30 protein-coding genes and 2 tRNA genes are annotated in these 24,343 nt (G+C 66.6%); 21 read left to right on the forward strand and 11 right to left on the reverse strand.

Going from position 1 to position 24,343, the window contains the following annotated elements; translation table 11 throughout:
* Nucleotides 1-41: 41 nt before the first annotated feature.
* Nucleotides 42-827, forward strand: a complete 786-nt coding sequence (locus tag ABNQ39_RS14375) for a competence/damage-inducible protein A (RefSeq protein ID WP_376958203.1) — start codon at nt 42-44, stop codon at nt 825-827.
* 220 nt (nt 828-1,047) lie between these two features.
* Complete coding sequence (locus ABNQ39_RS14380; protein WP_222527524.1) at nt 1,048-1,293, forward strand: hypothetical protein; 246 nt, start codon at nt 1,048-1,050, stop codon at nt 1,291-1,293.
* Nucleotides 1,294-1,326: 33 nt separating this feature from the next.
* Here the strand turns inward: ABNQ39_RS14380 and ABNQ39_RS14385 are convergent, their stop codons facing one another.
* Nucleotides 1,327-1,500: a hypothetical protein gene (locus ABNQ39_RS14385; protein WP_167421852.1), complete on the reverse strand. Its 174-nt coding sequence runs from the start codon at nt 1,498-1,500 to the stop codon at nt 1,327-1,329.
* A 255-nt stretch (nt 1,501-1,755) separates the two neighbouring features.
* Here ABNQ39_RS14385 and ABNQ39_RS14390 point away from each other — a divergent pair.
* Nucleotides 1,756-1,840, forward strand: a tRNA-Leu gene (locus ABNQ39_RS14390).
* Between the two features lie 89 nt (nt 1,841-1,929).
* Here ABNQ39_RS14390 and ABNQ39_RS14395 read toward each other — a convergent pair.
* From ABNQ39_RS14395 to ABNQ39_RS14405, 3 genes are all read right to left on the reverse strand, one after another.
* On the reverse strand, nt 1,930-2,103 hold the full coding sequence (locus ABNQ39_RS14395) for a hypothetical protein (protein WP_376958204.1): 174 nt from the start codon (nt 2,101-2,103) through the stop codon (nt 1,930-1,932).
* 8 nt (nt 2,104-2,111) lie between these two features.
* Nucleotides 2,112-2,333 carry a hypothetical protein gene (locus tag ABNQ39_RS14400; RefSeq protein WP_376958205.1) on the reverse strand — a complete coding sequence of 74 codons (222 nt, stop codon included), beginning with the start codon at nt 2,331-2,333 and terminating at the stop codon, nt 2,112-2,114.
* Nucleotides 2,334-2,418: 85 nt separating this feature from the next.
* Nucleotides 2,419-2,802: a rhodanese-like domain-containing protein gene (locus ABNQ39_RS14405; RefSeq protein WP_376958206.1), complete on the reverse strand. Its 384-nt coding sequence runs from the start codon at nt 2,800-2,802 to the stop codon at nt 2,419-2,421.
* A gap of 192 nt (nt 2,803-2,994) precedes the next feature.
* On the opposite strand from ABNQ39_RS14405, the gene ABNQ39_RS14410 reads away from it, so the two are divergent.
* Entirely contained in the window at nt 2,995-3,348 is a 354-nt protein-coding gene (locus ABNQ39_RS14410; RefSeq protein ID WP_376958207.1) for a carboxymuconolactone decarboxylase family protein, read from the forward strand.
* 32 nt (nt 3,349-3,380) lie between these two features.
* On the opposite strand, the gene ABNQ39_RS14415 is transcribed toward ABNQ39_RS14410, so the two are convergent.
* Nucleotides 3,381-3,465, reverse strand: a tRNA-Leu gene (locus tag ABNQ39_RS14415).
* A gap of 239 nt (nt 3,466-3,704) precedes the next feature.
* Here ABNQ39_RS14415 and ABNQ39_RS14420 point away from each other — a divergent pair.
* Together ABNQ39_RS14420 and ABNQ39_RS14425 are read left to right on the forward strand one after the other, a co-directional pair.
* The gene (locus ABNQ39_RS14420) at nt 3,705-4,241 is read left to right on the forward strand and encodes a disulfide bond formation protein B (protein WP_376958208.1); all 537 of its coding nucleotides are present in this window, start codon (nt 3,705-3,707) and stop codon (nt 4,239-4,241) included.
* Entirely contained in the window at nt 4,238-4,837 is a 600-nt protein-coding gene (locus ABNQ39_RS14425; protein ID WP_376958209.1) for a demethoxyubiquinone hydroxylase family protein, read from the forward strand. Before ABNQ39_RS14420 ends, ABNQ39_RS14425 begins: the two co-directional genes overlap by 4 nt.
* 71 nt (nt 4,838-4,908) lie before the next feature.
* Here the strand turns inward: ABNQ39_RS14425 and ABNQ39_RS14430 are convergent, their stop codons facing one another.
* The gene (locus tag ABNQ39_RS14430; protein ID WP_376958210.1) at nt 4,909-5,472 is read right to left on the reverse strand and encodes an HNH endonuclease; all 564 of its coding nucleotides are present in this window, start codon (nt 5,470-5,472) and stop codon (nt 4,909-4,911) included.
* A gap of 422 nt (nt 5,473-5,894) precedes the next feature.
* On the opposite strand from ABNQ39_RS14430, the gene ABNQ39_RS14435 reads away from it, so the two are divergent.
* Both ABNQ39_RS14435 and gluQRS read left to right on the forward strand, forming a co-directional pair.
* A complete protein-coding gene (locus ABNQ39_RS14435; RefSeq protein WP_014248815.1) occupies nt 5,895-6,062 on the forward strand; it encodes a hypothetical protein in 168 nt (55 codons plus the stop codon).
* 77 nt (nt 6,063-6,139) lie between these two features.
* Nucleotides 6,140-6,997 (forward strand): tRNA glutamyl-Q(34) synthetase GluQRS, encoded by an 858-nt coding sequence (gene gluQRS, locus ABNQ39_RS14440; protein WP_376958211.1) that lies wholly within the window; start codon nt 6,140-6,142, stop codon nt 6,995-6,997.
* 118 nt (nt 6,998-7,115) lie between these two features.
* On the opposite strand, the gene ABNQ39_RS14445 is transcribed toward gluQRS, so the two are convergent.
* Both ABNQ39_RS14445 and ABNQ39_RS14450 read right to left on the reverse strand, forming a co-directional pair.
* Nucleotides 7,116-8,327 (reverse strand): class I SAM-dependent rRNA methyltransferase, encoded by a 1,212-nt coding sequence (locus tag ABNQ39_RS14445; RefSeq protein ID WP_376958212.1) that lies wholly within the window; start codon nt 8,325-8,327, stop codon nt 7,116-7,118.
* 65 nt (nt 8,328-8,392) lie between these two features.
* On the reverse strand, nt 8,393-8,980 hold the full coding sequence (locus tag ABNQ39_RS14450) for a hypothetical protein (RefSeq protein ID WP_376958213.1): 588 nt from the start codon (nt 8,978-8,980) through the stop codon (nt 8,393-8,395).
* A gap of 246 nt (nt 8,981-9,226) precedes the next feature.
* On the opposite strand from ABNQ39_RS14450, the gene ccoN reads away from it, so the two are divergent.
* The 8 genes from ccoN to ABNQ39_RS14490 all read left to right on the forward strand — a co-directional run bounded on the left by ccoN (nt 9,227) and on the right by ABNQ39_RS14490 (nt 16,848).
* On the forward strand, nt 9,227-10,723 hold the full coding sequence (gene ccoN, locus ABNQ39_RS14455; protein WP_376958214.1) for a cytochrome-c oxidase, cbb3-type subunit I: 1,497 nt from the start codon (nt 9,227-9,229) through the stop codon (nt 10,721-10,723).
* A 21-nt stretch (nt 10,724-10,744) separates the two neighbouring features.
* Complete coding sequence (gene ccoO / locus ABNQ39_RS14460; RefSeq protein WP_376958215.1) at nt 10,745-11,482, forward strand: cytochrome-c oxidase, cbb3-type subunit II; 738 nt, start codon at nt 10,745-10,747, stop codon at nt 11,480-11,482.
* Between the two features lie 15 nt (nt 11,483-11,497).
* Nucleotides 11,498-11,659, forward strand: a complete 162-nt coding sequence (locus ABNQ39_RS14465; RefSeq protein ID WP_012972963.1) for a cbb3-type cytochrome c oxidase subunit 3 — start codon at nt 11,498-11,500, stop codon at nt 11,657-11,659.
* Between the two features lie 3 nt (nt 11,660-11,662).
* Entirely contained in the window at nt 11,663-12,553 is an 891-nt protein-coding gene (gene ccoP / locus ABNQ39_RS14470) for a cytochrome-c oxidase, cbb3-type subunit III (RefSeq protein ID WP_376958216.1), read from the forward strand.
* A gap of 226 nt (nt 12,554-12,779) precedes the next feature.
* Nucleotides 12,780-13,310 (forward strand): FixH family protein, encoded by a 531-nt coding sequence (locus ABNQ39_RS14475; protein ID WP_376958217.1) that lies wholly within the window; start codon nt 12,780-12,782, stop codon nt 13,308-13,310.
* A gap of 49 nt (nt 13,311-13,359) precedes the next feature.
* Nucleotides 13,360-15,894 (forward strand): heavy metal translocating P-type ATPase, encoded by a 2,535-nt coding sequence (locus ABNQ39_RS14480; protein ID WP_376958218.1) that lies wholly within the window; start codon nt 13,360-13,362, stop codon nt 15,892-15,894.
* The gene (ccoS, locus tag ABNQ39_RS14485; protein WP_109048081.1) at nt 15,800-16,003 is read left to right on the forward strand and encodes a cbb3-type cytochrome oxidase assembly protein CcoS; all 204 of its coding nucleotides are present in this window, start codon (nt 15,800-15,802) and stop codon (nt 16,001-16,003) included. Before ABNQ39_RS14480 ends, ccoS begins: the two co-directional genes overlap by 95 nt.
* A gap of 182 nt (nt 16,004-16,185) precedes the next feature.
* Nucleotides 16,186-16,848 (forward strand): Crp/Fnr family transcriptional regulator, encoded by a 663-nt coding sequence (locus ABNQ39_RS14490; protein ID WP_255635713.1) that lies wholly within the window; start codon nt 16,186-16,188, stop codon nt 16,846-16,848.
* Nucleotides 16,849-17,055: 207 nt separating this feature from the next.
* On the opposite strand, the gene ABNQ39_RS14495 is transcribed toward ABNQ39_RS14490, so the two are convergent.
* The 3 genes from ABNQ39_RS14495 to ABNQ39_RS14505 form a co-directional block, all read right to left on the reverse strand.
* Nucleotides 17,056-18,129 carry a COX15/CtaA family protein gene (locus ABNQ39_RS14495; protein WP_376958219.1) on the reverse strand — a complete coding sequence of 358 codons (1,074 nt, stop codon included), beginning with the start codon at nt 18,127-18,129 and terminating at the stop codon, nt 17,056-17,058.
* 136 nt (nt 18,130-18,265) lie between these two features.
* A complete protein-coding gene (locus tag ABNQ39_RS14500; protein ID WP_376958220.1) occupies nt 18,266-18,760 on the reverse strand; it encodes a lysozyme in 495 nt (164 codons plus the stop codon).
* 174 nt (nt 18,761-18,934) lie between these two features.
* On the reverse strand, nt 18,935-19,171 hold the full coding sequence (locus ABNQ39_RS14505; RefSeq protein WP_376958221.1) for a hypothetical protein: 237 nt from the start codon (nt 19,169-19,171) through the stop codon (nt 18,935-18,937).
* A 448-nt stretch (nt 19,172-19,619) separates the two neighbouring features.
* Here ABNQ39_RS14505 and groES point away from each other — a divergent pair, with 448 nt between their 5' ends.
* The 5 genes from groES (at nt 19,620) to ABNQ39_RS14530 (ending at nt 24,314) form a co-directional block, all read left to right on the forward strand.
* Entirely contained in the window at nt 19,620-19,910 is a 291-nt protein-coding gene (gene groES, locus ABNQ39_RS14510) for a co-chaperone GroES (RefSeq protein ID WP_042702035.1), read from the forward strand.
* Nucleotides 19,911-19,958: 48 nt separating this feature from the next.
* A complete protein-coding gene (gene groL / locus ABNQ39_RS14515; protein WP_376958222.1) occupies nt 19,959-21,602 on the forward strand; it encodes a chaperonin GroEL in 1,644 nt (547 codons plus the stop codon).
* Between the two features lie 256 nt (nt 21,603-21,858).
* Nucleotides 21,859-22,248, forward strand: coding sequence for a hypothetical protein (locus ABNQ39_RS14520; protein WP_376958223.1), 390 nt, complete (start codon nt 21,859-21,861; stop codon nt 22,246-22,248).
* Nucleotides 22,249-22,265: 17 nt separating this feature from the next.
* Entirely contained in the window at nt 22,266-23,183 is a 918-nt protein-coding gene (locus ABNQ39_RS14525) for a DMT family transporter (RefSeq protein WP_376958224.1), read from the forward strand.
* Between the two features lie 423 nt (nt 23,184-23,606).
* Nucleotides 23,607-24,314 (forward strand): response regulator transcription factor, encoded by a 708-nt coding sequence (locus tag ABNQ39_RS14530; RefSeq protein ID WP_376958225.1) that lies wholly within the window; start codon nt 23,607-23,609, stop codon nt 24,312-24,314.
* Nucleotides 24,315-24,343: the final 29 nt, after the last annotated feature.

A 24,343-nucleotide genomic window follows, 5' to 3' on the forward strand; every position in this document is an offset into this window, starting at 1 on the left:
TTCCCGCCCGACAAGTGCGTTCCGATGGAGATCCTCGCCAGATGACGTCCGAAGCCGCCGCAAACCCCACCGGAACCAACCCGACCGCCGCCGTGCTGGTGATCGGCAACGAAATCCTGTCGGGCCGCACCAAGGACGCCAACCTGGGGCATATCGCCGAAAAGCTGACGGAGATCGGTGTGCGGCTGCGCGAGGCGCGTGTGGTGCCGGACGTGGAGAAGGAGGTCGTCGCCGCGGTCAACGCCCTGCGCGCCCGCTACACCTACGTCTTCACCACCGGCGGCATCGGTCCGACCCATGACGACATCACCGCCGCCTGCGTCGCCAAGGCCTTCGGCGTGGCGCTGGAGCGCAATCCGGAGGCCGTGGCCCGGCTTGAGCGCCATTACGCCGCCGGCCAGCTGAACGAGGCGCGGCTGCGCATGGCCAATGTCCCGGCCGGCGGCATCCTGATCGACAACCCGATCAGCCAGGCGCCGGGCTTCCAGATCGGCAATGTCTTCGTCATGGCCGGCGTGCCCAACATCATGCGGGCAATGCTGGACGGCATCCTGCCGCGGCTGGCCGGAGGCCCGGCGCTGCATGCCCGCACGGTGGCCTGCGAACTGGGCGAGGGCGTGATCGCCGCCGAGCTGTCGGCCCTGCAGGACCGCCATCCGGCGTTGGAGATCGGCAGCTATCCTTACTTCCGCAACGGCTTCTTCGGCGTCAGCCTGGTGCTGCGCGGCACCGACGAGGCAGAGGTGACGGGTGCGGCCGACGAACTGGTGGAGATCATCCGCGGTCTTGGCGGCACGCCGACCCTCACGGTCGGTACGAAAGGATAGTGGCGGGTATGGCGGCCGCTCTGACGAGTGATATGTCGGCGGATCGATTGCCGCGGACCGATCCGGTCCTACATTAGAGTGTGATCGGTTCAAGCGGAATCGCTTGAAGCGTGAATTGCACGGAAAACCAAAAGGTTAGAGTCTGTCTGATGCTTATTGAGGCATCAGGCAGACTCTGAATTTCTCTCATCTCCGTCTTGCCCGCCGCGGGAGCCCCGCCATGAAGAGCTTCGAGAAATCAGCGCTGCTGTTTCTTCTCCGCCACCTCTTCGCCGGCATCGTCGGCGCCGTGGTGCTGGCGACCGGGCTGTTGTGGTTCGACGTCGCCAAGCTGGCGACCCTGATCGGCAGCAGCGAATACGGCATCACCGCCACGGTAATGCTCTATGCCGGCCTGATGCTGACCTTCGGCAGCGTGTCGATGGGAATCGGCATCATGACGATGAACGAGGACACCCGCCCATAACGCTGGGGGCATAATGCTGGGGCAGGGGGGCGGTCAGTTGCCGAACGGTCCGAAGCGGTCGTAAATCCAGACGAGGGCGACGATCAGCGCCAGCCACAGCGCCGCATTGCGCAGCACCACCCCGCGGTTGCGGCGAAGGGCCGCCGGCACCACCAGAACCGCGACCATCAGCAGCGCCACCAGCGACATCCATTGCGTCTCGCTCACGCCATCTCCTTCCTGTCCCCGAACCGGTCCGGGCCGGCCCCCAGTTGCGCATCCTTCGATATGGGAATGCCTGCGGTATTGCGAAGGCCCCTTGACCCGCAGCCCCGCGATTGTCTAAGTCATGACCACGGAACGGTGCGTTGCATATCCTGGTATGCAATCTCCGCGGGCAGCGCGGAGCCGGTCCGTAGGCATGAGCTTTGCCGTTGTCGAACCGGTGCACAAGCACCGACTTGCAATGGCAGAGTCCGGGGCGCGGGCGTGGCGAAACCGGTAGACGCAAGGGACTTAAAATCCCTCGCCGTAAGGTATGTGGGTTCGAGTCCCACCGCCCGCACCATTTTGACGGCGCTGTTAAATTTCAGTCTTGCCGCCGGCGGGCGGCGATGCGGCGATGCGGCGATGGCTTCGGGCCGGCGACCGGAAGTCTCATCGCAGCTCGACCGTGCCGCAGCTGCGCCGATGGGCCAGCAGACAGTCCTCGGTCTTTGACTGATGCATCAGGGCGCCCATCAGCCAGTATCCCAGAGCAAGAACGATCATGACGGCGATGGCCGCGCCGACATTGGCGGCGAGGCGGGTGCGGTCGTCATCGGGCGGCATGTCGGGCGTCACTTCCTGCCCGGCTTTCGTTTTGTCCGGCCGTTTGCGGCTTCTCCCTCCTTGCGCTGAAGGAACAGGCGGCCGGCTTGCATCGCCGCGGCGCGGCTGATGTATCTGCCGCACTCGAACCGCTGGCCGTCGAACGTTACGGTGAGGGTGAAGCTCTGCGGTCCGGTTTCGTCGACGACGATCGGGGAAGAGGCCGTGGAAGGAACGGGGGCGGGCTTCATTCGACGGTCCCTGCATATCTGTCTGTGACCGACAGACACATACGTCCACCGTGACGCGCAGGCCAGCGGCTTTGAGGGGGACCCGTCAGCGTTCCACCGGGCCGCCGGCATTGGCCCAGGCGGAAAAGCCGCCGCGCAGACGGTTGACGGTGCCGGTGTAGCCGGCGGCGATCATGCGCTCGGCAGCGGGACCGCAGCGCATGCCTCCCTGGCAATGGAAGACCAGATGCTTGCCGGGCTCAACCGGGACGCGCGACGGGTCGAACTGCGACAGTGGGTTCAGGATGGCGCCGGGGATGTGGCCGGCGGCGTGCTCATGCGGTTCGCGGACATCGACGATCACCGCCTCGCCCTTGGCCTGCCAGCGAATGGCGGTCTGCGGATCGACCTGCTGGATCCGGTCGGCGCCACCCTGCTTGTCGGGCTGCGCGGTCGGAAGCAGGCGTCGCATCAGGGAGCAGAGGAACATCAGAGTCGATCCTTGAAAAGGGATTGCGGGATGGGCGCCGGCATCGGATTGCCTTTGACCAATAAATTAGTGTATTCTAATATTAAGTCAATGGGGCGATGTCGCCCGCAGCCTTCTTTCCGCCAAGGCGGTTCCGGCCGGGCGGCGACCCGGCAGTCCGGTGCGCGTCCTTTCGATACCAGGAGATGACCCATGCACAAGAACTGGCCGCAGATGACCGGCGAGTTGTCCGGCGCCATCCGTGAACTGCGCGGCGGCGCCCCGGAGGTCATGAAGGCCTTTTCCGGGATGGCCCAGGCGGCGCTCAAGGCAAATGCGCTGGACACCAGGACCAAGGAACTGATCGCGCTCGCCATTGCGGTGGCGATCCGTTGCGACGGCTGCGTCGCCTTTCATGCCGAAGCGGCGATGAAGCAGGGGGCGACCCGCGACGAGGTGATGGAGACGATGGGAATGGCGGTCTATATGGGCGCCGGGCCGTCGGTGATGTATGCCGCCCAGGCGGTCGAAGCGTTCGACCAGTTCACCGAAAAAACGTCCGGCTGACCGGAACCTTGATCCCATAAGAGGGGATCGGGTGGTGCGGGCGGTCGGACTCGAACCGACACTCCTTGCGGAACCGGATTTTGAGTCCGGCGCGTCTACCAATTTCACCACGCCCGCAGCGACGCTTCTTCTAGCGCAACAGTCCGGAAACGGAAAGTGCAAAAGAACGGGTGTCCGGGCATCTCCGTTCGCTGTACCGGTCCGGTCCGTCTCGCCCTTCGACCGAGCCCGCGGCGACGCAGCCGCGGTGCCGCTTATTCCCTGCCGATGCCGCCGCCCTGTCATGCCGTCGCAGGCGTGCTGCGGGCGTTGCGGACGGCTGGCCGAACGGCCTCGCACGCGCTACCTTGTCGGCCATGACGACCAAGCCCTTCCTCTCCCGTGCCTTCGAAGATCCCCGCATCGCCGCCCTGCTGCTGGCGCTGGCCAGTGCCGGGGTGCTGCTGTCGGCCCTGTTCTTCCAGTTCGTGCTGAACTACCAACCCTGCGTGCTGTGCATCATGCAGCGCTGGCCCTATGTGGCGGTGATGGTGCTGGGGCTGGTGACCTGGCTGTTCCGCCGCTGGAAGGGGCTGGGCGACGCGCTGCTGGTGGCGAGCGGGCTGGCCCTGCTGGCCGGTGCCGGCATCGCCGCCTATCATGTCGGGGTGGAACAGCATTGGTGGGCCGGCACCTCGTCCTGCGGCGGCTCGGCCGCGGCCAATTCGCTGGAGGCGCTGCGCGCCCAGGTGCTGGCCGCCCCGGTCACCCGCTGTGATGAAGTGGCGTGGTCGCTGTTCGGGATCTCCATGGCGGGCTACAACGTTGTGATCTCGCTGGTGCTGGCGGCCTACGCCTTCGCCGCGGCACGCATCGCCTACACCCGCACCCCGGTGTCGAGGACCGCATTGTGAGTGAAACGACGTCTCCCACCGCCAGTTCCCGTCACGGTGCCCCCCGTCACGGCACGCTGCCCGGCGCATTGCCCGGCGACCTGCCGCGGCGCGACCGGCTGGCCCGCATCGTCCGCGTCGATCATGCCGGCGAATATGGCGCCAAGCGCATCTATGAGGGCCAGATCGCCGTCATGGGCAAGGGCCGCCACGGCAAGACCCTGCGCCACATGGCCGAGCAGGAGCTGGTCCATCTCGAATATTTCGAAAAGCAGCTGAACCGGCGCCGGGTGCGGCCGACCCTGCTGCAACCCCTGTGGCACGTCACCGGTTTCCTGCTGGGCGCCGGCACCGCGATCCTCGGCGAACGGGCGGCGATGGCCTGCACCGTCGCGGTCGAAGAGGTGATCGAGGAGCATTACGAGGCGCAGCTGCCTCATCTCGGCGGGGAAGAGCAGGAGCTGTCCGACAGCATCCGCAAATTCCAGGCGGAAGAGGTCGAGCACCGCAACATCGGCTTGCAGAACGAGGCGGAGCGCGCGGCGGGCTATCCGCTGCTGTCGGCGGCGATCAAGGCCGGCACGCGGGCGGTGATCTGGGTGGCGGAACGGGTGTGATGGGGTGGGTTTGAGGCGGCGGATGCAGGGGCCGGCAGTGGCCCCCATCCGTTGATACCGCGGCACCTGCCTTACATCGGGTCCAGTTCCGAGTCCCAATAAAGAAAATCCCGCCAACTTTCATGGAGGAAGTTTGGCGGGAAAGCGCGTCCGTTCTCTTGCAGCTCGTAGGCACTGGGCTGGAAGGGCGGACTGAGGGGGATCATGCCGCAGACATGGGGAAGGCGGTCGCCCTTCGCCAGATTGCAGGCCGAGCAGGATGTGATGACGTTTTCCCACGTCGTCCGACCGCCGCGGGACCGCGGAATCACATGGTCGAAGGTCAGGTCGTGGGTGGGGAAGGGGCGGCCGCAATACTGGCAGGTGAAGCGGTCGCGCAGGAAGACGTTGAAGCGGGTGAAGGCCGGGCGGCGCGAGGCCGGGATGAACTCTTTCAGCGAGATGACGCTGGGCAACTGGACTTCGAAGCTGGGGGATCTGACGACCCGGTCATAGTGCGATACGATGTTGACCCGTTCCAGAAAGACCGCCTTGACCGCTTCCTGCCAGGACCATAGCGACAAGGGGAAGTAACTGAGCGGGCGGAAATCCGCGTTCAGCACCAGAGCCGGACAGTGATCGGGTGGTGGAGCCAATGGCCACTCCCTTGTCTGTAACCGTTGTCTGAGACCGTGTCTGGATCCCGGCACGCGACACTGCTGCGGCACCGTGCGCGGGGTCATGTCTGCTGTACCCGGCGGCCGAATCGTCCTCCGGGACAACCAGATACATAGTGGATCGGCGGCCGGGACTCAATATCTTGACCCGGTGCGTCCGAATTTCTTCACCGTTGTGTAACCTTTTTCGCGCTGTGGGCAAGCCGGGAGCGGGCGGGGATGCGGCGGGCAGGCGGTCAGCCGGCACCACCCGCGATGGCTGTGACATCGGTAAAAAACAGTCGCGCCTGCCTTGCGCGCTTACCCCTCGTTAACCATGACGGCGCGATGGTGGACCTCGTTGATCCAAGCCGATCCCGCCGGTCCGAACCGGCCGGAAGCGACCCCGAGGAAAGTCCGCCATGACCGCCGTCATCATCGACCTCGCCCAGAAGCGCCGTGAACGCGAGGAGCGTGAGCGCCAGATCCGCATCGATGCGTTCGACCGCGAGCTGCGCCGCCGTCTGGCACTCTATCTGGAAGGCGAAGAGATCCCGGTCGAGCCGATCCGCGACAATCCCTATATCTGAACCGTCCTTCCGCTTGATCGGCTGTCCTGTCCGATCTGCGCTTACATCCAGGTCACGCCAGCCGTTATAAAGCGGGAATGAGCGATCTCGTCACCCGCTTCGCCCCCAGCCCCACCGGGCATCTGCATCTGGGCCATGCCCATTCCGCGCTGTTCGGCTGGACCGCCGCCCGCAGCGCCGCCGGCCGCTTCCTGTTGCGGATCGAGGACATCGACCCCAACCGCTGCCGTCCGCAGTACGAGCGCGACCTGATCGAGGATTTGGCGTGGCTCGGCCTCGACTGGGACGGTCCGATCCGCCGCCAGTCCGACCATTTCGACGATTTCCGCGCTGCACTGGCTCGGCTCGAGTCGCTGGGCGTGCTCTATCCCTGTTTCTGCACCCGCAAGGACATCGCCGCCGAGATCGCGCGGGCCGGTGCGGCTCCCCACGGCCCCGATGGGCCGCTTTATCCCGGCACCTGCCGCCATCGCTCCGCCGAGGAGCGTGCCGAACGGATCGAGCGGGGCGACGCCTCCGGGACCGGCTGGGCGCTGCGACTCGATGTGGAGGCCGCCTGCCGGCTGACCGGACCGCTGCGCTGGCACGACCGGACGCAGGGCTGGCAGCAGGCGACGCCGGAGCTGCTGGGCGACGTGGTGCTGGCGCGCAAGGACACGCCGACCAGCTATCACCTCAGCGTCACCGTCGACGATCATCTCCAGGGTGTGACTCTGGTCACCCGCGGTGAGGATCTGTTCTTCGCCACCCATCTGCACCGGCTGTTGCAGGCTCTGCTGGGCTACGATCCCCCCGATTACCACCATCACGGGCTGCTGCGGAACGCGGCGGGCGAGCGGCTGGCCAAGCGTGACCGCGCCCAGTCCCTGCGTTCGCTGCGGGACGAGGGCCGCAGCCCGGCCGAGGTTCGGGCAATGGCGGGATTTGCAGGATAGGACTCGGTCCGGTCAGCAGGCGTATGTGCCGCCGCCGGGCCGGGGCTGGAGGCGTACGGGGGGACGTACCTCCTGTGTACGTCCCCCCCGTCGCCCCTGATGCTCAGGCCGGCAGCACTCAGTCCAATTGCAGCACGAGCGCCTTCAGATAGGCCGACTCGGGCAGGTGCGGGTGGACCGGGTGGTCGGGCCCGGCGCCGGCGCTGCGCAGGATGCGGCCGGTGCGGCCGGCGTCGTGCAGGCCGCGGGCGACCAGTTCGGCGAAGGTCAGTGGATCGACATTGTGGCTGCACGACCCGCAGAGCAGATAGCCGCCCGGTGCCGTGATCTTCGCCGCCAGCCGCGCCATCTTGCGGTAGGCGCGGCTGCCGGCCGCCAGATCCTTCTTCGACTTCACGAAGGCGGGCGGATCGGCGACCACGACCTGGAAGGTCTCGCCGGCCGTGCCCAGCCGCTCCATCTCCTGGAAGGCGTCGGCCTTGCGTGCCTCGAAGCGGTCGGCGACGCCGTTCGCCTCGGCGGCGCGGGTGGCGTTCTCCAGCGCCAGGGCGGAGCGGTCGACCGCGATCACCTGGGTGGCGCCGGCCACCGCGCACTGGATGCCGAAGCCGCCATTGTAGCTGTAGAAGTCGATGGCCCGGCCGCCCTTGGCCAGCGAAGCGATGAAGGCGCGGTTGTCGCGCTGGTCGTAGAACCAGCCGGTCTTCTGGCCGTCCAGCGGGTTGGCGAAGAAGGTGGCGCCGTTCTCTTCAAGGCAGATCGAGCCGTCGATCTCGCCCTTGGCCAGCCGGGTCTCCTCCGCCAGCCCTTCCAGCGCGCGCTGGCTGCCGTCGTTGCGCAGGATGACCGCGCGCGGCGCCATCACCTCGTCGATGGCGGCTAGGATCTCGTCGATCCGGAGGTCCATGAAGACGGAATTGGCCTGCACCGTCACCACGTCGTCGAAGCGGTCAACGATCAGGCCGGGCAGCCCGTCCGCCTCGGCATGGACGACGCGGTAGAAGGGACGGCTGAACAGCCGGTCGCGCAACTCCACCGCGCGGCGCAGCCGGTCGGCGATGAAGGTCTGGTCCACCACGGTCGCCGGGTCGTTCGACAGCAGCCGGGCGGCGATCAGCGTGTGCGGATTGAAGGTGTAGATGCCCAGCGGCGTCCCGCCGGGGTCCAGAAGCCGCACCGGGCTGCCGGGCGGCACCGCCTTGGCGGTGGTGTCCATCTGGACTTCGTTGGAATAGACCCAGGGGTGTCCCTGCATGACGCGCCGCTGGCGGCCGGACTGCAGATGGATCGCCGGGTATTTCTTGACGGGTTTGGTGCCGGTGTCGCTCATGGGCCCGCATCCTAGCGGCAAATCGGCGGCGCGCAATGGCCGCCTGTCTTTCCCGCCGTCTTCGCCTATTCCGCGTCGCGCCGCCCCTCCGCCGGCGTCACGGCATTGTCGTTGACCACCACCAGATCCTTGCAGAAGCGGATCGTCTCCTGCCGGTGCCCTTCGGTGCGGAAGCAGTCGGGGATCGGGTCGCGGCGGGAGTCTTGAAGGGAATCGGGCCGGGCGAACCGGTCGGGCAGGGTGGTGTGGATGGCGGCGCAGCCCAGCCGCCGGGCCAGCCCCTCCATCGCCCGCAGCAGGGCCTCCGCCACGCCGGCGACGTCGAACAGGTCGAGCACGACGAAGTTGTCGACGCACAGCGTCCGCCCGTGCAGCAGGTGCGGTTCGGCCGTGTAGGAGAACAGGCCGTGCAGGTACCCCTGCGCGTTCTGCACGGTCATGATGCCCCGGCTTGCCGGCAGGCGGCCTTCCCTGGCGGCCCCGTCGCCGGCGGCACCTTCCGTACTGCTCCCCAGGGTTGCGCTGTCCAGAACCGCTGCGGCAAATGCGCGCCATTGGTCGACCCCCAGGCCCGGCGCCATGGCGCAGACCAGTGGGTAGGCCTGGTCGATCTGGCGCCGACCAAGGGGTTTAGCGATGAAACCGTCGTCCATTTCAGCCCGGCCGATTGCAAGGACACTGAACGATGGCAGCCCCGGGGCGGAAGGGTCGTTGACGTAGATCAATGTTGCAGAACCCCCCCATACACATAGTGGGCGCCATTGGAGACAGGCGCGCCCGGCGTCCCTTTCGGCATTTCCGAGTGCAACCTGTCCCGCTCCTTAACAGTACGTACCCAGTGGTGGTGCAACCCAGAAGGCGCGGCCCCGCGGCCGCCCGGGGCAAACGGGAGAGATTGTATGACATCAGCGACTCTGACTTCAGGGGCCACCCTGGGCAGCCAGCGGGTGTCGGAAGACGTGCGTTACCATGAGGACGCCATCCGACTCTTCGTGATCGCTGCAGTGTTCTGGGGCGTGGTCGGTTTCCTGGCCGGCACCTTCATCGCTCTGCAGCTGGCTTTCCCGGCGCTGAATCTCGGGCTGGAGTGGACGAGCTTCGGGCGCCTGCGCCCGGTCCACACCTCGGCCGTGATTTTCGCGTTCGGCGGCAATGTGCTGTTCGCCACTTCGCTCTATTCGGTCCAGCGGACTTGCCGCCAGTATCTCTTCGGGGGCGAAGGGCTGGCGAAGTTCATCTTCTGGAACTACAACGTCTTCATCGTGCTCGCGGCGCTGAGCTATGTCCTGGGCTTCACCCAGGGCAAGGAATACGCCGAGCCCGAATGGATCCTCGACCTGTACCTGACGGTCACCTGGGTGCTCTATGCGGTCCAGTTCATCGGCACGGTGATGACGCGGCGCGAGTCGCACATCTATGTGGCGAACTGGTTCTTCATGGCGTTCATCCTGACCGTCGCGATCCTGCACATCGGCAACAACATCAACATCCCGGTGTCGCTGTTCGGGATGAAGTCCTACACCTTCGTATCTGGCGTCCAGAGCGCCATGGTGCAGTGGTGGTACGGCCACAACGCGGTCGGCTTCTTCCTGACCGCCGGCTTCCTGGGCATCATGTACTACTTCGTGCCCAAGCGCGCCGAGCGGCCGGTCTATTCCTACCGCCTGTCGATCGTCCACTTCTGGACCCTGATCTTCCTCTACATCTGGGCCGGCCCGCACCACCTGCACTACACCTCCCTGCCGGACTGGGCGCAGACGCTGGGCATGACCTTCTCCGTCATGCTGTGGATGCCGTCCTGGGGCGGCATGATCAACGGCATCATGACCCTGTCGGGCGCCTGGGATAAGCTGCGCACCGACCCGGTCCTGCGTTTCCTGGTCACCTCGGTCGCCTTCTACGGCATGTCGACCTTCGAAGGCCCGCTGATGTCGGTCAAGCCGGTCAACGCCCTGTCGCACTACACCGACTGGACCATCGGCCACGTGCACTCCGGCGCTCTCGGCTGGGTCGCCTTCGTCTCCTTCGGCGCGATCTACTATCTCGTGCCGGTGCTGTGGAAGCGCTCGCAGCTCTACAGCATGCGTCTGGTCAGCTACCACTTCTGGACCGCCACCATCGGCATCGTGCTCTACATCACCGCCATGTGGGTGTCGGGCATCATGCAGGGCCTGATGTGGCGCGCCTACGACAACCTGGGCTTCCTGCAGTACTCCTTCGTGGAGACCGTCGCGGCGATGCACCCGTTCTACGTGATCCGCGCGATGGGCGGCGTCCTGTTCGTCACCGGCGCTCTCATCATGGTCTACAACCTGTGGCGCACGGCGAAGGGCGATGTCCGCATCGAGAAGCCCTATGTCACCACGCCGCACAAGGCGACGGTCGGCGCGGCCTGACGCTAGGGAAGGATGCGAGAAATGGCTCAGGATAAAAAGGGCTTCAGCCACGACCTGATCGAGCGGAATACCCTTCTGCTGATCGTGCTCGTGCTGATCACCGTGTCGATCGGCGGTCTGGTTCAGATCGTCCCGCTCTTCACCATCGAATCGACCATCGAGAAGGTGGAGGGGGTCCGCCCCTACTCCCCGCTCGAACTGGCCGGGCAGAACATCTACCTGCGCGAAGGCTGCTACAACTGCCACAGCCAGCAGATCCGTCCGTTCCGTGACGAGGTCGAGCGCTATGGCCACTACTCGCTGGCGGCGGAGTCGATGTACGACCATCCGTTCCAGTGGGGCTCCAAGCGCACCGGTCCCGATCTGGCCCGCGTCGGCGGCAAATACTCCAACGCCTGGCAGGTCGCCCATCTGGTGAACCCGCGCGCGGTCGTGCCGGAGTCGATCATGCCGACCTACGGCTGGATGAAGGATCGTCCGCTGAGCTACGGCGACATCGGCGACCACCTGAAGACGCTGAAGATCGTCGGCGTTCCCTACACCGACGAGCAGATCGCCAACGCCAAGGCCGACCTGGAAGCGCAGAAGAACCCCGACGGCGACACCGCCGGGCTGATGAAGCGCTATCCGAAGGCCGTGGTGGCGAACTTCACCGGCGAAAAGGCGGTCACCGAAATGGACGCTCTCGTCGCCTACCTGCAAGTGCTGGGCACCATGGTGGATTTCACCAAGTACCAGTCCAAGCAGTTGCAGCAGTAATCGGGGGAGGAATCCATGGACTTGGATTCGATCACGGTGATGCTTCGGTCCTTCTGGACGGTGTGGTTGATGCTGCTGCTGACGGGCATCCTGGTTTACGCCATGTGGCCCGGCAACCGCCGCACCTTCGACGACGCCGCCCAGATCCCGCTCAAGGATGATGGTCAGGAGCTTTAGACCATGGCACAGAATTACAAGGACGAGCTGTCCGGCGTCGAGACCACCGGCCACGAGTGGGATGGACTGCGCGAGCTGAACAATCCGCTGCCCAAGTGGTGGCTGTATCTCTTCTACGTCTGCATCGCCTGGGCGATGGTGTACTACGTGTTCTACCCGGCCTGGCCGCTGGGCAAGACCTACACGAAGGGCATCCTGGGATATTCCCAGCGCGAGGAGCTGGACACCAGGATGGCGGAGGCGAAGGCCGGCCAGGCCAAGTTCCTGACCGCCATCGCCGCCAAGTCGGTCGACGAAATCCAGAAGGACAAGGACCTGCTGGGCTTCGCGATGGCCGGCGGCCGGTCCTACTTCAACGAGAACTGCGCCGCCTGCCACGGCGCCGGCGGCCAGGGTGCCAAGGGCTTCCCGACGCTGGCCGACGACGTGTGGCTGTGGGGCGGCTCCTCGGCCGACATCTACAAGACCATCCAGCACGGCATCCGTTCGGATGACGGCGACACCCGCGGCACGCCGAACGTCGGCATGACCGCCTTCGGCAAGGACGGCATCCTCAACCGCGACCAGATCGATCAGGTCACGGACTATGTGCTGTCGCTGAACGGCAAGACCGCCGATGCGGGCAAGGCCGCCAAGGGCAAGACCGTCTATGACGAGAACTGCGCCGCCTGCCACGGCGACGCGGCCCAGGGTTCGGTTGCCGCCGGTGTCGACGGTGTCGGCGCTCCGCCGCTGAAACAGGCCAACTGGCTCTACGGCAGCGACAAGCAGACGCTGGTCGAGACGGTGACCAACGGCCGCGCCGGCGTCATGCCGGCCTGGTCCAAGCGTCTGGACGATGCGACGATCAAGTCGCTGGCCGTCTACGTCCACAACCTGGGCGGCGGCAAGTAAGCCAAAGTCCGGGCGGGCCATTGCGGAACCGACCGGAAAGGGCGTCGGGGAGGTCACTCCCCGGCGCCTTTTTCTTTGGGATTTCTGGTTCTCTGGGATTTTTGGGCTTCGGCCGGCCGGTTCGTTAACTTCCTGTCATTTGATCCATCGCAATGTCCCTGCGGCAATCGGTCGCCATAGTGTCCGCGATCAAACGCCGCCGACCAGTCGAAGGGCAGCCAGCGACATGAGCATCAGCACCACCACCGGAAACCGCCCCCTCCCGCCGAAACGCCCGAAGGCACCGCGCCAGCCGGGATGGTACATCCCCTGGATCTTCGTCGGCGTCTTCATGATCGTCCTGGCGGTGAACGGGGTGATGGTCCATTTCGCGGTGTCGAGCTGGACCGGGATCGAGACCGAGAACCACTTCATCAAGGGGCTCGGCTACAACAGCGATCTGGCCGGAGCCCGCGCCCAGGTGGAACGCGGCTGGCAGGTCCAGCCGGACTTCACCAGCACCGAACCGCGCAAGGGCGTGATCGCCATCACCGTCCGCGACAAGCAGGGTCAGGTCCTGAAGGATGCCGCCGTCACCGTGACGATGATCCGTCCGATCTCCGAGGGGCATGACAAGACCCTCTCGCTGCCCTATCTGGGCGAGGGCCGCTACGGCGCCGCGGTGGAACTGGACCTGGAAGGCCAGTGGGACATGCGCTTCGTCATCACCCACGCCAGCGGCGACTATCAGGACCAGAAGCGCGTCTGGGTGCAGTGAAGGCGGCGAACGAAGGCGCCGCGACCGGGACAGTCAGGGTGATGTCGAGATGACCGTCTGCCTCCATTGCGGACAAGAGCTTGGCGAGGGCGCGCAGGGTGGCGGCCTTGCCGCCGGCGATGGCGCCGGGCCGTTCTGCTGCACCGGCTGCGCCGCCGCCTACGACCTTGTCCGCGGGCTGGGGCTGGAGCGCTATTACGAGCGCCGCAGCGTCGATCCCACCGCCCGCCCGCTGCGTCCCGACGATGCCCCGGCGGTCGATTACGAACCGCACGCCCGCGACGAGCAGGACGGCAGCCGCAGCCTGCACCTGATGGTCGACGGCATGCAGTGCGCGGCCTGCGTCTGGCTGATCGAATCGGCGCTCAACCGCCAGCCGGGCGTCGGGCAGGCCCGCATGAACATGACCACGCGGCGGCTGACCGTGCGCTGGACGCCCGAGACGACCGACGCCAACGCGGTGGTCGGCACCGTGGCCCAGTTGGGATACCGCGCCGTTCCCTTCGACCCCGACCGGCTGGGCGGCGCCCAGGCCAAGAGCGAGAAGGAACTGCTGCGCGCCATGGCGGTGGCCGGCTTCGCCATGGGCAACGTCATGCTGCTGTCGGTGTCGGTCTGGGCCGGTCACAGCCAGGGCATGGGCACCGCCACCCGCGACCTGATGCACTGGATTTCGGCGCTGATCTGCATGCCGGCCATCGCCTATGCGCTGCGTCCCTTCGCGCGCTCGGCGCTGTCGGCCTTGCGCCACGGCCGCACCAACATGGATGTGCCGATCACCATCGGCGTGCTGCTCGCCACCGGCATGAGCCTGTTCGAGACCATCCACAGCGGCGAGCACGCCTATTTCGACGGCGGCGTCATGCTGCTGTTCTTCCTGCTGGTCGGCCGCTATCTCGACCAGCGCGCGCGCGGCCGGGCGCGGTCGGCGGCCGAACAGCTGCTGGGCCTGCGCGCCAATGCCGTCACCATTCTGAAAGAGGACGGCACCAGTGCCGTGGTGGCGCCGGAGCAGGTCGTCCCCGGCACCGTCATCCTGGTCGCGGCCGGCGAGCGCATCCCCGTCGACGGCCGGGTGTCCGACGGCGTGTCCGACCTCGACACCGGCCTGATCACCGGCGAGACGGTGCCGGGCACCGCGCGGCCGGGCGATCAGGTCTTCGCCGGCACCCTCAACCTGACCGCACCGCTGCGCCTGACCGTCACCGCGGTGGGGGAGGGCACGCTGCTGGCCGAGATCGTCCGGCTGATGGAGGTGGCGGAGCAGGGCCGCGCCAAATATGTCGCCATCGCCGACCGGGTGTCCCGCCTCTACGCTCCTGTCGTCCATCTGACCGCGCTGACCACTTTCGCCGGCTGGATGCTGCTGGGCGGGGTGGTGTGGCAGGACGCGCTGATGAACGCCATCGCCGTGCTGATCATCACCTGCCCCTGCGCGCTGGCGCTGGCGGTGCCGGTTGTGCAGGTGATCGCCAGCGGCCGGCTGATGCGCCAGGGCACGCTGCTGAAGAGCCCGACCGCACTGGAGCGGCTCGCCGCCATCGACACGGTGGTGTTCGACAAGACCGGCACCCTGACCGAAGGGCGCCCGGTGCCACAGCTCGACGGGCTGTCGGCGAAGGGGCTGTCAGCGGAGGATCTGGCGCTGGCCGCCTCGCTCGCCGCGGCCAGCCGCCACCCGCTGGCCCGTGCGCTGGCCGCCGCCGCGCCCGAGGTGCCGGTGGCAGCGGGCGTGCGCGAGATCGCCGGCGCCGGCCTGTCCCTCCAGACGGCGGACGGCGAGGTGCGGCTGGGCAGCCGCCGCTTCACCGGCGCGCCGCTGGAGGCGGAGGATGCCGCCGGTCCGGAGCTGTGGCTGGCCCGTCCGGGCGAGGAGCCGCGGCGGATCGTCTTCCTCGACGCCCCGCGCCCGGATGCCGCCGCGGTGGTGGCGGCGCTGAAGGCGCGCGGGCTGGAGGTGAAGCTGCTGTCTGGCGACCGCCGCGGTGCCGTGGCGGCGGTGGCGGAGCGGCTGGGCATCGCCGACTGGCGGGCCGAGCAGACGCCGGCCGACAAGACCGCGGCGCTGGCCGAACTGGCCGGGCAGGGCCGCACCGTGCTGATGGTCGGCGACGGGCTGAATGACGCCCCGGCGCTGGCCGCCGCCGCGGTGTCGATGTCGCCCTCCACCGCGGTGGATGTCAGCCAGACCGCGGCCGACGTGGTGTTCCAGGGCCGGCTGCTGCGCCCGATCGTCGAGACGGTGGAGGTTTCCCGCCGGTCCGGCCGTCTGGTCAGGCAGAATTTCGGGATCGCCCTGGTGTATAACCTGTGCGCCGTGCCGCTGGCGATGGGCGGCATGCTGACGCCGCTGCTGGCGGCGCTGGCGATGTCGTCGTCGTCGCTGATCGTCATTCTGAACGCGCTGCGGCTGGCCCGCGGCGCCGTCGTCAAGGATCTTCCCGTGCGGGACATCGCCGTTCGGGAACTGCCGGGTAAGGATTCGGGTGATGGACGAGCTTCTCTATCTGATCGCGATTGCGCTGAGCCTGGGCGGGCTGGGGCTGGCGGCCTTTCTGTGGGCGCTGAAGTCCGGCCAGTTTGACGATCTGGACGGGGCGGCCCACCGCGTCCTGTTCGACGACGACCTGCCGTCAGCACCCCGCGCGGGCGGTGAGCCGGCCAAGCCGGCGGAGGCCGTGCGCGGGCAATAGTGCCAAATCTCGTATGGGCATAGAAAAGGTTGTATGCGTGCAAGGTTGCGATTCTGAGCGATTGCCACCAATATGGGCCCATGCGGAATGAAAGGCTGGGTTCCTCCATGCCACCTTTTGATACGGTTCGCGCTCGGGAAAAGAGCGCTGCGACGGAAATGAATCCCTGCGGGGCCTGTCCCGTGCGCAGCCTGACGGTGTGCGCCGCGCTGGAACCCGAGGAATTGCGCCGTCTTGCCGACATTCTGCAGAATGTGCGCATCGATGCCGGCCACACCCTGTTCGCCGAGGGCGACGCATCCGATGCGCTCTACAACGTCACCTCCGGGACGGTGAAGCTGTACAAGCTGCTGCCGGACGGACGCCGCCAGATCACCGGATTCCTGGTGACCGGCGATTTCCTCGGGCTGGCGGTCAACGACAGCTATGCCTACACCGCCGAATCGGTGACCAGCGCCTCGCTCTGCCGCTTCCCGCGCAAGAAGATCGATGCGCTGCTGGAGGAATTCCCCAAGATGCAGCGGCGCCTGTTCTCGATGGCGTCGAACGAGCTGGCCGCCGCGCAGGACCAGATGCTCCTGCTCGGCCGCAAGACGGCGAAGGAGAAGATCTGCTCCTTCCTGTTGATGCTGTCGCAGCGCGCCGCCCGCCGCGGCCACAAGGAAAACCCGGTCTTCGTGCCGATGAGCCGGGCCGACATCGCCGACTATCTGGGCCTGACCACCGAAACCGTCAGCCGCACCTTCACCCAGCTGAAGACCGCCGGGGTGATCTCGCTCCAGGAAGGCAACAAGGTCCTGATCGCCGACCTCGACGCGATGTACGATCTGGCCGAAGGGGCGTGACGCGGCGCCTCGCGCTTTCGCGGGGTGCAGGCGTGTCTGGCAAATTTTCCACGGATTTCACGGATTAGAAAACGGATTTCACGGATGTTCCTCCGCAGGGCTTGTGCCTGCCGAGGAGCATCCGCGCCGGCAAGCCATAGGAAAATCCGTGTAATCCGTGTCGATCTTGCCGGCCGCGCCCGCAAGCCGGCAAGAATACGGCGCGCGTTACTCCCGCCCGACCGGCCGCAGTTCGAACAGCAGCCAGACCAGCATCGACACCACCAGAATGGCGCCGGCCTGATGAGCGGCGGCGATGGGCGTCCACACCACGGTCAGCAGCGTGGCGACGCCCATCGCGATTTGCAGCAGGACCATCGCGCCCGACGCCAGCGCCGCGCGGCCGGCGCGTCCCGGCAGGCGGGCGTTCAGGACACGGGCGGCCAGCACCAGGACGACCACGCCGGTCAGGATCGCCAGCGTGCGGTGGATCAGCTGGATCGCCGCGGTGTTCTCGACCGGGTTGAGCCACCAGGGGGTCAGCGTGTCGACCTCCGGCGGAATCCAGTGGCCGTTCATCAGCGGGAAAGTGTTGTAGGCGAAGCCGGCATCCGACCCGGCGACGAAGGCGCCCCAGACGATGGTGACGGCGACCAGCCCCAGCGCCCAGCCGGTGTGGCGGCGCAAGGACGCCGATTCCGGCCGCCAGCCCGCCATCGGCAGCGGATCGAGCAGGCCCAGCGCCGTGCGCAGAAGCAGGGCGTAGATCAGGATGGCGGTGCTGAGATGCAGGGCCAGCCGGTAATGGCTGACGTTCGGCGAATCGACCAACCCGCTCTTCACCATGAACCAGCCGATGCCGCCCTGGAGCCCGCCCAGCAGGAACAGGCCGGCCAGCTTCGGCCACAGCTCCGACGAGATGCGGCCCTGCATCCAGAAACGCAGGAAGGGGATCAGGAACACGAACCCGATCAACTGGCCCCACAGCCGGTGGAACCACTCCCACCAGAAGATCGACTGGAAGCCGGCCAGATCCATGTGGCTGTTGTAGATGCGGAATTCCGGCGTCGCCTTGTACAGGTTGAAGACCCGGTTCCATTCCGCCGAGGACAGCGGCGGCAGGATGCCGATCAGCGGCTTCCATTCCACCATCGACAGGCCGGATTCCGTCAGCCGGGTGATGGCGCCGATCACGGCCATGGTCAGCACCATGGCGGCGCAGACCAGCAGCCAGACGGCGATGGGCCGGTTCGGATTGGGGCGGGTGGCGGCGGCGAGGCCGTCGGAGGCAAAGGCGGTCAAGGCGGCATTCCGGAGCGCGGCGGTGGGATGTCCGCAAATGTGGGGCGAACATCCCGTCCCGTCAAACGGCTCGTGCCCGGCGCCTGCCGGAATGCTGGATCGGGCTTCGATATCGGAGCCTGATATCAGGCCAGGATCAGGGGGTGCCGTCCTCGGTGGTGACGCCGGTCTTCGGCTGGGCGGTCTGGCTCTGGAACAGCGCCTCCTCGGCCGCGCGGCGGGCGACGAGGCCCGGCAGCTTGGTCGGCGTGCCGTTCACCGTGGCATAGACCCAGCGGCCGAACTGGCCGGCGGCGTCGGCATAATTGCCTTCGTTCAGCAGTTTCAGCAGGGTCGAGCTTTGCAGGCTGCCGGCGCCGAGGTTGAAGACGAAGGAGGCCAGCGCGCCGCGCTGGTCGTCGTTCAGCGGTACCGTCACCAATGCGTCGACATGGCCGGCGGCCTGGGCCAGGTCGGACGCGAGGAAGGCGTCGGCCTGCTCGACGGTGATGGTCTGCCCCATCGTCACGCCGGCGGTATGGCCGTATCCGATGGTGGGAACGCCGGCCGGGCACAGATAAGCGTTGAGGTAGAGACCTTCGAAATGCTTCACGAGATCGACCGCGGCTTGGCAGACCGGCTGGATGGTCATGGATGGAACTCCCGGTTGGCGCGCCGGGCGTGGTGGTACCGCCCGTATCGGCGGCGATCCTATGTGAAATACGCGTGAAGCGGGAAGTGTGGATTTGAACTTGTCGCGAATTGCAAGGATGTGCGGCGGAGAGTGCGCGGCAGGGGAACTGTGCGCGAGATCGGGGCGAAAGACTCACGGTGACAGGGTCTGGGCGGCGCCGAACAGCACGAACAGAGCGAAGAGCAGGGCGAACAGACCGGCGATGGTGGTGAACTCCAGAAGAGCCTCCACCAGCCGGCTCTCATGCTCCCGCCACCGTGCCCGCTTGCCCGATCCCGGAGCGGAGGCGATTCGGGCCGCCCGCTTGTGTTGGAGGCGGTCGGCCGCATGAGTACCGGTCCAGCCGTCCGCCTGCCGCTTCGCCATCATCCCGCCCTCCACCTTATCCAGTGCCGATTTCTCTAAAATTTTAGGAAATTCCGCCGGATGGCGCTGTGACGGCAATCACAGGCGTGACGTGCGGGAGGCGGGGGAGCGGTTGGGGGGATTGGATGGATTTGGCAGTGCCCGGTTCCGCCCTTTCGCTGTGCCGGCGATGCGTCCGCTGCCGGAAGGGGCGGTTTCTTCGTGACCGTTTGAAGAAATTTGCCCGCGCCGGCTGTCTGCCGCAATGTGGGAATATCATTTTGAATCAATGTGCTATAGGCAGGATCGGATGAGTGTTGCAGACATTTGCGGCAAATTCCGAAACGAGCCTCTTGAATCCACAATCCGCTTCGATTAGCTGTCTGGCACTCGCCGGGCTGGAGTGCTAACAGCCGCCGCCCGCGCCAATTTCCGTCAGTCAGAACCAAGCCTTGATCCAAGGAGGCATTCCATGAAGTTCCGCCCGCTGCACGACCGCGTCGTCGTCAAGCGTCTGGAGTCCGACACCAAGACCAAGGGTGGGATCATCATCCCCGACACGGCCAAGGAAAAGCCGCAGGAAGGCGAGATCATCGCCGTCGGCCCGGGCGCCCGTGACGAGTCGGGCAAGGTCGTGGCGCTGGACGTCAAGGCCGGCGACCGCATTCTGTTCGGCAAGTGGTCGGGCACTGAAGTGAAGATCGAAGGCGTCGATTACCTGATCATGAAGGAATCGGACATCATGGGCGTCATCGAGGCCTAAGTCCTCCGCCCGTACCCTTCGAAATTTACACGTTAAAGGAATCGAGACATGGCTGCCAAAGACGTCAAGTTCGGCCCCTCCGCGCGCGAAAAGCTGCTGCGTGGCGTTGACATCCTCGCCGACGCCGTGAAGGTCACGCTGGGCCCGAAGGGCCGCAACGTCGTGATCGAGAAGTCCTTCGGCGCTCCGCGCATCACCAAGGACGGCGTGTCGGTCGCCAAGGAAATCGAGCTGGCCGACAAGTTCGAGAACATGGGCGCCCAGATGGTCCGCGAGGTCGCCTCGAAGACCAACGATCTGGCCGGTGACGGCACCACCACCGCCACCGTCCTGGCCCAGGCCATCGTCCGCGAAGGCGTGACCAAGGTCGCCGCCGGCCTGAACCCGATGGACCTGAAGCGCGGCATCGACATCGCCGTCGCCGCCGTCGTCGCCGACATCCAGGGCCGCGCCAAGAAGGTCACGACCAACGACGAGATCGCCCAGGTCGGCACCATCTCCGCCAACGGCGAAGCCGAGATCGGCAAGATGATCGCCCAGGCGATGGAGCGCGTCGGCAACGAGGGCGTCATCACGGTGGAAGAGGCCAAGAGCCTGGACACCGAGCTGGACGTCGTCGAGGGCATGCAGTTCGACCGCGGCTACCTGTCGCCGTACTTCGTGACCAACGCCGACAAGATGGTCGCGGATCTCGAGAACCCGTTCATCCTGCTGCACGAGAAGAAGCTGTCGGGCCTGCAGCCGCTGCTGCCGGTTCTGGAAGCCGTCGTCCAGTCCTCGCGTCCGCTGCTGATCATCGCCGAGGACATCGAGGGCGAGGCGCTGGCCACCCTGGTGGTCAACAAGCTGCGCGGTGGCCTGAAGATCGCCGCCGTCAAGGCCCCGGGCTTCGGTGATCGCCGCAAGGCGATGCTGGAGGACATGGCCATCCTGACCGGCGGCCAGGTCATCAGCGAAGACCTCGGCATCAAGCTCGAGAACGTCACGCTCGACATGCTGGGCACCGCCAAGAAGGTCGTGATCTCCAAGGAGACCACCACCATCGTCGACGGCGCCGGCGACAAGGCCGACATCGAAGCCCGTTGCGGCCAGATCCGCGCCCAGGCCGAGGAGACCACCTCGGACTACGACCGTGAGAAGCTGCAGGAGCGTCTGGCCAAGCTGGCCGGCGGCGTCGCCGTCATCCGCGTCGGCGGTGCGACCGAGGTCGAGGTGAAGGAGCGCAAGGATCGCGTTGACGACGCGATGCACGCCACCCGCGCCGCGGTGGAAGAGGGTGTGGTCGCCGGCGGCGGCACCGCCCTGCTGTACGCCACCAAGGCCCTGGACGCCCTGACCCCGGTCAACGACGAGCAGCGCGTCGGCATCGACATCATCCGCCGCGCCCTGCAGGCCCCGGTCCGTCAGATCGCCTACAACGCGGGCACCGACGGCTCGATCGTGGTCGGCAAGCTGCTCGACCAGAACGACGCCAACTTCGGCTACGACGCCCAGAAGGGTGAGTTCACCGATCTGGTCGCCGCCGGCATCATCGACCCGGTGAAGGTGGTCCGCACCGCCCTGCAGGACGCGGCCTCGATCGCCGGCCTGCTGATCACCACCGAGGCGATGATCGCCGAGAAGCCGGAGAAGAAGGCTGCTCCGGGCGGCATGCCGGGTGGCATGGGCGGCATGGACGACATGGGCTTCTAATAGCCTGACGTCCGACCGTCCTTCGGTTCGGAAAGGGGCGCCTCCGCAAGGGGGCGCCCCTTTCCTTTGCCCGGATGGCCGGGACGGAGGCGGAGCGCCACCCTGTTCCTGAAACGCCCCAACCCTGAAAAGTCAAGGTGAAGTCCGCCTTGCTTTGCCGCGGTCGCCTCCCAATAATCCGCCCCTCTCTTGCCGGGCACCCCAGCGTGGGGCGCCGGCCTCCTGACTTCCGTATTTTTAAACGAGGGCCTGTTCCATGCGCTCCTTCGAGGGCCAGCATTCCGACAACGTCGCCATCAAGCGCACCCGCGAGCAGAAGCAGCGCCAGCTGGTTCAGCTCAAGGAGCAGCTGGCGACGCTGAAAGCCCACGCGGCCCCCGCCATCCGTGAAGCGTTGGTCAAGCGCATCGCCGAACTCGACGCCGAACTGCGCCAGCCCGTCAAGCCTGCCCGCGAGGGCCGTGAAGGCCGCGAGGGCCGAGGTGAGGGCCGTGGCGAGGGTCGGGGGGGCGAAGGTCGTGAGGACGCGCCGCGCCATCCCCGCCGCGAAGCCCGCGCAAGCGTCTTCCGTGCCGAGGACAGCAGCGACCGCAGCGCCGCCGTGACCGCGGCGAGCGTCTTCGCCTCGCCCCGCCGCCGCAGCTGAACGCACGGGACAGCGCCATGCCCGCCGACCGCACCGCCTCCGTCAAGGGATCCCGTCTCGCCGATCAGGCCTGGCTGCTGATGATGCTGCCGCCCCTGTTCTGGGCGGGCAACGCGGTCCTGGGGCGTGCGGTCGCCGGGTCGGTGCCGCCCATCGGGCTGGCCTTCTGGCGCTGGTTCCTGGGCATGCTGGTGGTGCTGCCCTTCGCCTGGCCGCATCTGCGCCACGACATCACGCCGATCCTGGCGCGGTGGAAGAGCGTGCTGCTGCTGGGCACGCTGGGCATCGGCATCTACAACACCCTCCAATACATCGCGCTCAACACGACGACCGCGCTGAACTGCGTGATGCTGCAATCGTCGATGCCGGTGATGATCGTGCTGATGAGCCTCGTCCTGTTCCGCGACCGGATCGGGGCGATGCAGGGGGTGGGGATCGCGGTCTCGCTGGTCGGCGCGATGACCCTGATCTCGCACGGCGATCCGGGAACCCTGCTGGGGCTGGAACTGAATGCCGGCGACGTCTGGATGCTGGCGGCGGTGGTGATCTATGCCGCCTACACCACGCTGCTGCGCCGCCGGCCGGCGATCCACGGGCTGAGCTTCGTCGTCGTCACTTTCGCCATCGGTGCGGTGGAACTGCTGCCCTTCTACATTTGGGAAAGCCTGAGCGGCCATCCGGTCCAGGCCAGCGGCATCACGCTGCTGGCGGTCGGCTACACCGTGCTGTTCCCGTCCATCGCCGCCTATCTCTGCTTCAACCGGGCGGTGGAGCTTCTCGGTCCCAACACCGCCGGCCTCGCCATCCATCTGGTGCCGGTCTTCGGCAGCCTGCTGGCCATCCTGTTCCTGGGCGAGCAGCCGCACCTCTACCATGGGATCGGCATCGCCCTGATCGCCGCCGGCATCCTCCTGGCGACCCGCCGCCGCGCCTGAGCGGCCACGGGATTACAGCCGGAAAGTCTGCGCGGAACGTTAAATTCCCGCGAAGATAATTTTTGAACCCGGCGATCACAACAAACGATCCGGATGGCTTTTCTTGTCTTGTGATAAAGTTCAGCCAGCGTTGCCTGTCGGCGTGTAGATCGTCCGGGTGCTGAGTTTGCGAAAATACTTGGAGCATTCGCCGTTTGGTTTCGGGTTGTACCGTGGGATAGCGCTTTGATCGGCGTTCTTGTTGAAGTTTTCGCCGGTGTAGTATCCCTGGTATCCTTTTAGACAGGTCCGCTATCCCTCGCGATTGCAGCGGTCAATAAGGGATGACCGCTAAAATGTCGGTCATGGCGGCGGTTCGAACACGGATCGGCTGTCATGGAGAGCCGGCGCTGTTCGCCGGCCCGATGTGGTGGAGGTCCCAAGATGCCCCTGCAAATTTCCGCGCCCGCTTATCCGCAAACCACCTTCCTCGTTCACATTGTCGATGGCGACCTGATGTCGCGCAGCACGCTTTCGCGGGCGCTGGGCGCGGTCGGCATCGCCTGCCGTGTCCACAGCACCGCCGCCGATGCGCTGGCCGTGCTGGGCACCGGGTCCTCCTGCATCGTCCTGCGCAGCGACCTGCCGGACATGACCGCCATGGAGTTCATGGCCGAGGCCTCGCTGCACGGCCACGACCTGCCGGTCTTGGTGATGACCGAGCAGGGCGACGTCGACGCCGCCGTCGCCGCGATGAAGGCCGGCGCGGTCGACTGCATCGCCCGCCCCTTCGCCATCCCGGCCTTCCTGGAGCGGCTGCGCGCCTGCCTGGCGTCCGGCAGCCCGCATGCCCAGCAGCGCGACCGCAGCCGCGACGCCGTCCGCCGGCTCGCCCTGCTGAGCCGCCGCGAGTCGGAGGTTCTGGAACTGATCGTCGAGGGCAAGCAGAGCAAGACCATTGCCTGGGAGCTGGGCATCAGCATCAAGACGGTGGAGGTCCACCGCGCCCGCATCATGGAAAAGACCGCCTGCCGCTCCATCGTCGGCCTGGGCCGCCTCTGGGAGTCGGCGGAGCTGCTGCGCGCCCGCGACCTGCCGCATCCCATGTCGATCCGCCAGCCGGCCGCATTGATGGAGGTGGCGGCATCCTGATGCCGCAATCCCCGGGGGCCGTCGCCGGG

Origin of the sequence: Azospirillum sp. A26 (assembly GCF_042604635.1) — a bacterium.
In the GTDB taxonomy this organism is placed as follows: domain Bacteria; phylum Pseudomonadota; class Alphaproteobacteria; order Azospirillales; family Azospirillaceae; genus Azospirillum; species Azospirillum palustre.

Excerpts from the sequence above, each read along its gene's own strand:
- ABNQ39_RS14500 (WP_376958220.1), bottom strand. The coding sequence starts at position 18,760 with ATGACCATCCAGCCGGTCTGCCAAGCCGCGGTCGATCTCGTGAAGCAT.
- ABNQ39_RS14465 (WP_012972963.1), top strand. The coding sequence starts at position 11,498 with ATGGACTTGGATTCGATCACGGTGATGCTTCGGTCCTTCTGGACGGTG.
- ABNQ39_RS14375 (WP_376958203.1), top strand. The coding sequence starts at position 42 with ATGACGTCCGAAGCCGCCGCAAACCCCACCGGAACCAACCCGACCGCC.
- ABNQ39_RS14450 (WP_376958213.1), bottom strand. The coding sequence starts at position 8,980 with ATGGACGACGGTTTCATCGCTAAACCCCTTGGTCGGCGCCAGATCGAC.
- ABNQ39_RS14435 (WP_014248815.1), top strand. The coding sequence starts at position 5,895 with ATGACCGCCGTCATCATCGACCTCGCCCAGAAGCGCCGTGAACGCGAG.
- ccoS (WP_109048081.1), top strand. The coding sequence starts at position 15,800 with ATGGACGAGCTTCTCTATCTGATCGCGATTGCGCTGAGCCTGGGCGGG.
- ABNQ39_RS14410 (WP_376958207.1), top strand. The coding sequence starts at position 2,995 with ATGCACAAGAACTGGCCGCAGATGACCGGCGAGTTGTCCGGCGCCATC.
- ABNQ39_RS14420 (WP_376958208.1), top strand. The coding sequence starts at position 3,705 with ATGACGACCAAGCCCTTCCTCTCCCGTGCCTTCGAAGATCCCCGCATC.
- ccoP (WP_376958216.1), top strand. The coding sequence starts at position 11,663 with ATGGCACAGAATTACAAGGACGAGCTGTCCGGCGTCGAGACCACCGGC.
- gluQRS (WP_376958211.1), top strand. The coding sequence starts at position 6,140 with ATGAGCGATCTCGTCACCCGCTTCGCCCCCAGCCCCACCGGGCATCTG.
- ABNQ39_RS14405 (WP_376958206.1), bottom strand. The coding sequence starts at position 2,802 with ATGTTCCTCTGCTCCCTGATGCGACGCCTGCTTCCGACCGCGCAGCCC.
- groES (WP_042702035.1), top strand. The coding sequence starts at position 19,620 with ATGAAGTTCCGCCCGCTGCACGACCGCGTCGTCGTCAAGCGTCTGGAG.
- ABNQ39_RS14525 (WP_376958224.1), top strand. The coding sequence starts at position 22,266 with ATGCCCGCCGACCGCACCGCCTCCGTCAAGGGATCCCGTCTCGCCGAT.
- ABNQ39_RS14400 (WP_376958205.1), bottom strand. The coding sequence starts at position 2,333 with ATGAAGCCCGCCCCCGTTCCTTCCACGGCCTCTTCCCCGATCGTCGTC.
- ABNQ39_RS14505 (WP_376958221.1), bottom strand. The coding sequence starts at position 19,171 with ATGATGGCGAAGCGGCAGGCGGACGGCTGGACCGGTACTCATGCGGCC.
- ABNQ39_RS14395 (WP_376958204.1), bottom strand. The coding sequence starts at position 2,103 with ATGCCGCCCGATGACGACCGCACCCGCCTCGCCGCCAATGTCGGCGCG.
- ccoN (WP_376958214.1), top strand. The coding sequence starts at position 9,227 with ATGACATCAGCGACTCTGACTTCAGGGGCCACCCTGGGCAGCCAGCGG.
- ccoO (WP_376958215.1), top strand. The coding sequence starts at position 10,745 with ATGGCTCAGGATAAAAAGGGCTTCAGCCACGACCTGATCGAGCGGAAT.
- groL (WP_376958222.1), top strand. The coding sequence starts at position 19,959 with ATGGCTGCCAAAGACGTCAAGTTCGGCCCCTCCGCGCGCGAAAAGCTG.
- ABNQ39_RS14445 (WP_376958212.1), bottom strand. The coding sequence starts at position 8,327 with ATGAGCGACACCGGCACCAAACCCGTCAAGAAATACCCGGCGATCCAT.
- ABNQ39_RS14530 (WP_376958225.1), top strand. The coding sequence starts at position 23,607 with ATGCCCCTGCAAATTTCCGCGCCCGCTTATCCGCAAACCACCTTCCTC.
- ABNQ39_RS14480 (WP_376958218.1), top strand. The coding sequence starts at position 13,360 with ATGACCGTCTGCCTCCATTGCGGACAAGAGCTTGGCGAGGGCGCGCAG.
- ABNQ39_RS14520 (WP_376958223.1), top strand. The coding sequence starts at position 21,859 with ATGCGCTCCTTCGAGGGCCAGCATTCCGACAACGTCGCCATCAAGCGC.
- ABNQ39_RS14475 (WP_376958217.1), top strand. The coding sequence starts at position 12,780 with ATGAGCATCAGCACCACCACCGGAAACCGCCCCCTCCCGCCGAAACGC.
- ABNQ39_RS14380 (WP_222527524.1), top strand. The coding sequence starts at position 1,048 with ATGAAGAGCTTCGAGAAATCAGCGCTGCTGTTTCTTCTCCGCCACCTC.